Annotated in this window: 3 protein-coding genes; 1 reads left to right on the plus strand and 2 read right to left on the minus strand. The window is 76.1% G+C overall.

Annotated features, from left to right (window positions below; all coding sequences use genetic code 11):
* Positions 1-50: 50 nt before the first annotated feature.
* Both lhgO and ACJA3G_RS28625 read right to left on the minus strand, forming a co-directional pair.
* Positions 51-1,259, minus strand: coding sequence for an L-2-hydroxyglutarate oxidase (gene lhgO, locus ACJA3G_RS28620; RefSeq protein WP_406555934.1), 1,209 nt, complete (start codon positions 1,257-1,259; stop codon positions 51-53).
* Positions 1,260-1,329: 70 nt separating this feature from the next.
* Entirely contained in the window at positions 1,330-2,745 is a 1,416-nt protein-coding gene (locus ACJA3G_RS28625; RefSeq protein ID WP_067162776.1) for an MFS transporter, read from the minus strand.
* A 702-nt stretch (positions 2,746-3,447) separates the two neighbouring features.
* Here ACJA3G_RS28625 and ACJA3G_RS28630 point away from each other — a divergent pair.
* On the plus strand, positions 3,448-5,559 hold the full coding sequence (locus ACJA3G_RS28630; protein WP_406555935.1) for an asparagine synthase-related protein: 2,112 nt from the start codon (positions 3,448-3,450) through the stop codon (positions 5,557-5,559).
* Positions 5,560-5,567: the final 8 nt, after the last annotated feature.

Raw genomic sequence — 5,567 nt, forward strand, 5'->3', positions numbered from 1 at the left:
CGCTCGGGGTGCTCGGGGCGGCGCGGGTGTAGCGGCCCGCCGGCGGTCCGCTACACCCGCGCCGCCCCGAGCACCCCGAGCGCCCGCCGGGCCACCTCGCGCCCGATCGGCAGGGACGCGGTGGCCGCCGGGGACGGGGCGTTCAGGACGTGGATCGTGCGGGGGGCCTCGCGGATGAGGAAGTCGTCGACCAGGGTGCCGTCGCGCAGCACCGCCTGGGCGCGCACACCGGACGGGGCGGGGCGGAGGTCCTCGTCCCGGACGTCGGGGAGCAGCCGGCGGACCGCCTCGGTGAAGGCGCGGCGGGAGAGCGAGCGGTGGATCTCGCCCGCTCCGTACCGCCAGTGGCGGGCGGCGATGCGCCAGGTGCCCGGCCAGCTCAGGGTCGAGGCCAGCTCGGCGGGGCGGACCGTACGCCAGTCGTAGCCCTCGCGGGCCGCGGCGGGGACCGCGTTCGGCCCGACGTGGACGCCGCCGCCGATCCCCCGGGTCAGATGCACCCCGAGGAAGGGGAACGCCGGGTCCGGCACCGGATACACCAGCCCCTTGACCAGGCCGGGCCGCGCCAGGTCGTAGTACTCGCCCCGGAACGGCACGATCCGCACCCCCGGGTCGTCCCCGGCCAGCCGGGCCACCCGGTCGCAGTGCAGCCCCGCGCAGTTCACCAGCGCCCGGGCCCTGAGCACCGCCCCGGTCGAGGTGCGCACGGCCACACCCGAGTCGGGGCGGCGCGATATCCGCACGGCCTCCGTCCCGTACCGGATCTCCGCGCCGGACAGCTCGGCCAGCCGGGCCGCCACCGCCGGGTAGTCGCAGATGCCGGTGGTGGCGACGTGGATCCCCGCGAGGCCCTGGACCTCCGGCTCGTACTCCGCGATCTGGGCGGGGCCCAGCTCGCGCACCGGGATGCCGTTCTCCCGGCCGCGCTGGACCAGGGCGTGCAGCCGCGGCAGCTCGGTGCGGTCGGTGGCCACGATGAGCTTGCCGGTCACCTCGTGGGGCAGGCCCTGCTCGGCGCAGAACGCCACCATCTCGGCGGCTCCGCGCACCCCGAACCGCGCCTTGAGGGAGCCGGGGCGGTAGTAGATCCCGCTGTGGATCACCCCGCTGTTGCGGCCGGTCTGGTGGCGGGCCGGGCCGGCCTCCTTCTCCAGGACGGTCACCCGGGTGCTGGGCGACGCCTGGGCGAGGGCATACGCCGTCGACAGACCGACGATCCCGCCGCCGATCACCAGCACGTCACAGTCGTACGCGGTCACCACCACACCTCCCACCCCAGATAGTGCACTGGCCCACTGACAACGCCGGTAAACCCGTCGCGGAAGTGATCTACGCCGGGGCCACCAGGAGCGGCCGGGCCCGTTCGCGCAGCTCCACGACGCGCGGCTCGTCCCCGTAGGGCTCCAGGCGGTGCAGCAGGTCCCGTACGTACTCGGTGGTGCGCGCCGAGGAGATCCGTCCGGCGACCTCCACCGCGCGCGTGCCCGCGGCGCAGGCGGCGTCCAGATTGCCCGACTCCAGCTCGGCCACCGCCGAGACCACGAGCCGCAGGCCGTGCGAGCGCACGAACTCCTCGGTGGGGCGCGACAGCGCCTGCTCGGTGAAGCGGCGCACCTGGCGCGGGGCCTTCAGGTCGCGGTAGCACTCGGCCGCGTCCGCCGCGAAGCGGTCGTACGAGTAGAAGCCCAGCCAGGACGGGTCCGCGTCGCCGTCCCGGGAGCGCTCCAGCCACGACTCGGCTGCCTTCAGCGCGGCGCCGGCCGCGAGCGCGTCGCCCGCCTTCGCGTGCGCGCGTGCCTCGACGAGCCGGAAGAAGCTCATGGTGCGGGCGGTCGCCAGGCCCCGGTTGCGCTCGACGGCGGCCTGCGCGAGGTCCACGCCCTCGTCGGCGAAGCCCCGGTAGGTGGCCTGGAGCGACATGGAGGCGAGCACATAGCCGCCCAGCGGGACATCGGCCGCCGCGCGCGCGAGGCGCAGCGCCTGGATGTAGTAGCGCTGCGCGGCCTCCTGCTGGCCGGTGTCGAAGGCCATCCAGCCGGCCAGCCGGGTCAGCTCGGCGGTCGCCCCGAAGAGCCCCCGGCCGACCTCGTCCGAGTACGAGCCGAGCAGCAGCGGGGCCGCGTCCACCCGCAGGCACTCGGGGACCATCGACGAACGCCAGTCACCGCCGCCGTACTTGGAGTCCCAGCGGCGGGCGTCCTCGGCCGCCTCGCGCAGTTTGGCCACATCGCTGTGGCCGACCTTCAGCGGTGTCCCGGCCGCCCCGTCGTGGTCGCGCGCCACCGACGAGTCGGCGGGGGTTATGAGCCAGCGGGAGGCGGGGGTCGCGTACGCCGTCACCGCGAAGGATCCGGCCAGCGACTGCCAGATGCCGCCGCCCGCGCGCCGTCCGGCGAGATCGAGCCGGTAGAGCTCGGTCGCGGAGCGGACCGCCTCGCCCACGTCGCGCGGGAACGCCAGACCGACCTCGGGCGCCGGGTCGGCGTCGGCGAGGCCTATCTCGTGCAGCGGCACCGGGCGGCCGAGCTTGGCGCCGATGGCCGCCGCGATCAGATGGGGCGCGGCGCCCTGGGGGACCATCCCCTTGGAGACCCAGCGGGCCACCGATGTCTTGTCGTAACGAAGGGTCAGACCGCGTTGCGCACCGAGGTCGTTGACCCTTCTGGCCAGTCCGGCGTTGCTGATTCCCGCGAGGGCGAGAACGGTGCCGAGCTTCTCGTTCGGCCCGCGTTGCTCCCTGGACATGCGCCACCCCTCGACACAGACGGCGTCCCCCGGGGCCGCGCCCCGGGTCCGTCCGGCCGCACACTCGTGTGGCCGAGCCCCCAGGAATATGCCGCCCGCGGAGAACAGCAGTGCACCCAGCGTAGTTCGCCGCATCCCGACCGTTAAGGGGCGGTGTTCCGGATGGCGGGATTGCTCTCCGTACGGACGAGTTGGGCCCCGGGGCGCGTGCTCCGGGTGTGTGGCCGTGCGCGGTGCGTGCGCTCTGGCCCGCGCGGAGCGGGAAGCGCTTCCATGTCAGGTGCGTGGGTCGGCCCGCTGAACTGGTTCCAGTGGGCTGGGGGACACCGTCGCCTCAATCCCCGCGGGCGGCGGACCGGTCCGGGAGGCGGACAGCGCCTCCCGGACTGGGGGTCCCGTGTGCCGGCTCCGCTGCCCGTTTCATGCCCGCTCCGGGGCCTCCGCCACGCGCGCCCGGGGTGAAGTTGGCCGAAAAGCGATGGTCCCCTCTCACCCGGAAACACCGCTTCCGCGCCGCTGAGGAGCTGTCAATCGGCCATCCATGGGAGCGCGTTCACTTTTTGCGCGCGCTACCCCGAGGCCCCTCCCGCACGCCATTGTCATGGCAGCATGGTCCCGAGCGACCTCAGAACCGCCTGCCTGTGGCTGGTCCCGGTTCTGTCGGCGCGGGCGACGGGTTGTCCACAGGCTGTGGAGGCGGCGATGCGGTGGCTGGTGGGCTGGAGCAGTGTCGCCGCGAGGTTCGGTGCCATCGGTACGGCCGGCGCCCTGGGCGCGCCCGAGGAGGGGCGCACGGTGCATCCGGTCGGCTCCCAGCTGCTGTGGGGCGACCCCGACCCGCTCTGGGCGGTCGGCGACTGGCGCCCCGACGAGATCCGCGTGGTCAGCGTGGGGGCGGACACCCGGCTCGCGGTCCTGGGCTGCTGCGCCGCCAGCGACGAGGAGCTGCGGGTAGGACTGTTCGCGGCACGCGGGGGCGCGCTGCGGCACCTGTCGGCATGGCCGGGCAGCTATACGGCGGTCGCCCAGGTCGGCCGCAGGGTCACTGTCGTCGGTGACCTGGCCGGCGCCCGCCCCGTCTTCTACACGCCCTGGGCGAGCGGCACCGCGTACGCCACGGCCGCCCTGCCGCTCGCCGACCTCATCGAAGCCCAGCTGGACATCGGCCACCTGGCGGCGCTGCTCGCCTGCCCCGACGTACCCGAGGCGCTCGGCGACTCCACCCCCTACGCGGGCGTACGGCGCATCCCGCCCGGCCACGCGCTCGTCCTGCGCGAGGGCTCGCGGGAGATCACCGGGTACGAGCCGATGGCCTCGCTCGCCGTCGCCGCCGCCCAGGTCGACGAGGAGAGCGCGGTGAACGGCGTACGGGAGGCACTGGTCGCGGCGGTACGGGCCCGGCTCACCGCGCCGCGCCACGCCCCCGAGACCCTGCCGCCGGACCCGGGGCCGGTGCCCGGCATGGGCCCCGCCGAGCGGCGCGCCGCGCGCGGGGGCCCGGCTCCCGGTATCGGCGCCGACCTCTCGGGCGGTCCGGCCTCGGCCACCCTCGCGCTGCTCGCCGCCGGGCTGCCCGGCAACCCCGGCACGGTGCTCGGCCACGGCACCGGCGCGGGCGAACGGCTCCTCGCGGTCACCTTCAACGACCTCGCCGTGCCCGGCCGCCGAGCCGAGGCCGAGGTGGAGCGGGCCGGGGCGATCGCGGCCAACCCCCGGCTGCACCACGTGGTGGTGGCCGGCGACGAGGAGGCCCTGCCCTACGCGGAGCTCGCCGGACCGCTCACCGACGAGCCGGGCCCCTCCCTGGTCATGGCGGAGCGCCACCGCCGCCGGCTGGCCGCGGGCAGCGCGGACCACTTCACCGGCAGCGGGGCGCGCCAGGTCCTGGACGCCCATCCGGCGCGCCTGGCCGACCTGCTGATGGACCGGCAGCGCCGCCACCTCCTGCGCCCCGCGGCGGCGCTGGCCAAGGCGGGCGGCCCCTCCGCGAACTCCCTCTTCGTCCCGCTCACGGTGTACCGGGCCGCGCGCCGGCTCGCCCGTACGCCGTACCGGACGGGCATCGAGTCGGCGGCCGAGCGGCTGCGGCGCGACGCGGACCTCGTCGACGCGGCGGCCGAGACCCCGCTCGACGCCTCGCTCGCGTCCCTGGCCTGGACCCGGCCCGGGCCGGCCGCGCGGTGGCTCACCGGGGAGGCGCTGGCTGAAGTATCGATCCGGCTGATGGCGTCCGCGACGCGGCCCGCGACGGTGCTGCGCCCCGGCGAGGCACGGGCCCGCGCGGCCCTCGCGCGGTACGCCGCCGACCACCGCGTCCTGGAGCAGGCCGCCGAGATCCGCAGCCAGCGGCTGCACGCGCCGTTCCTGGACAACCAGGTGGTACGGGCGTGCCGCGCCCTGCCCGAGGCGGTGCGGGTGCAGCCGGGGGCGCGGGCGGCGATCCTGCGGACGGTCCTGGCGGGGTCCGGGGTGCGGGACCTGCCGCCCGGCTGGGGCGCGACGTCCCACGCCTCGTCCACGGCGGCGGCCCGCGCGGGTCTGCGCCGCGCGATCGACCCCCTGATCGCGCTCTTCGAGGCCCCGCTGCTCGCGGACGCGGGCCTGATCGAGGCCCGCACGGTCCGCCGTGCCCTGCGGGCCGCGGCGGCGGGCGAACGCCTGCCGCTGGACGGCCTGGCGGACCTGATCTCCACGGAGCTGTGGCTGCGGCGGCTGCTGTCGCGCCGGGGCACGTGCTGGACGGGGGCGGCTGCGCCGAAGCAGCGGGCGGTGGCAGGCGGCGTAACCCGCTCCCGCCCCCCACTCCGAGCGTAGGGCCCACC

Origin of the sequence: Streptomyces sp. YS-3 (genome assembly GCF_045257485.1) — a bacterium.
GTDB lineage: Bacteria > Actinomycetota > Actinomycetes > Streptomycetales > Streptomycetaceae > Streptomyces.